At 35.0% G+C, this 651-nt stretch carries 1 protein-coding gene; it reads left to right on the forward strand.

Annotation, left to right across the window (positions count from 1 at the left end):
• The first annotated feature begins 433 nt into the window (after positions 1–433).
• Positions 434–637: a hypothetical protein gene (locus RB298_RS02120; RefSeq protein WP_486045496.1), complete on the forward strand. Its 204-nt coding sequence runs from the start codon at positions 434–436 to the stop codon at positions 635–637.
• Positions 638–651: the final 14 nt, after the last annotated feature.

Below are 651 nucleotides of genomic sequence, written 5' to 3' on the forward strand. Positions count from 1 at the left end.
GATGTGCTGTTTTTCTGTGTTGATAGGGAGAAAAAGTTAGAGAATTATAAAAATGGAAAAAGAATATATTAAAGAAAAACAATAACTACTGAAGCCGTTCTAATTAGAGTGGCTTTTTCTTTGTTTAAAATAAATCTAGTAAATAAAAAAACGTCAGCTAACTTAAGTGCTTTATCCACGCTAGAATAAACTGAAAAAGAAAGAAAAGCTAAAGAATTAGCAGAGCAGAAAGCAAGAGAAGAAGCGGAAGCTAAACGTCAAGCGGAAGCAGCTGAGCAACAAAGACAACAAAAGATTGCTGAACAACAACGTATCGCAGCGCAACAAGCAGAAGAACAAAAGAAACAACAAGCTCAAGTAGCACAAAGCCAACAGCAACAAACAAATGATGAAGAACTATCTCATGCGGACCAATATGAAGAACCTGAAGTAAATGAAGATATTTCTGCTCCAGATCAATACGAAGAAGAGATTCGTCAACAACAAGAAGAAAATTTCACAGACGAAACAAAGCAACAAATTAATCAAGAAATGGAAGAAAACGATGGATATAGCTCTACTCTATGGCGATGTGATCAAGTGTTATATGGAGTACAAGAAGGATACATTTCAAAAGAAGAAGCAGGAGATTGTTTGAAATGACCCTATAAC

It is taken from the genome of Priestia sp. BR_2, assembly GCF_041954005.1.
Lineage (GTDB): Bacteria > Bacillota > Bacilli > Paenibacillales > Paenibacillaceae > Paenibacillus_AQ > Paenibacillus_AQ lautus_A.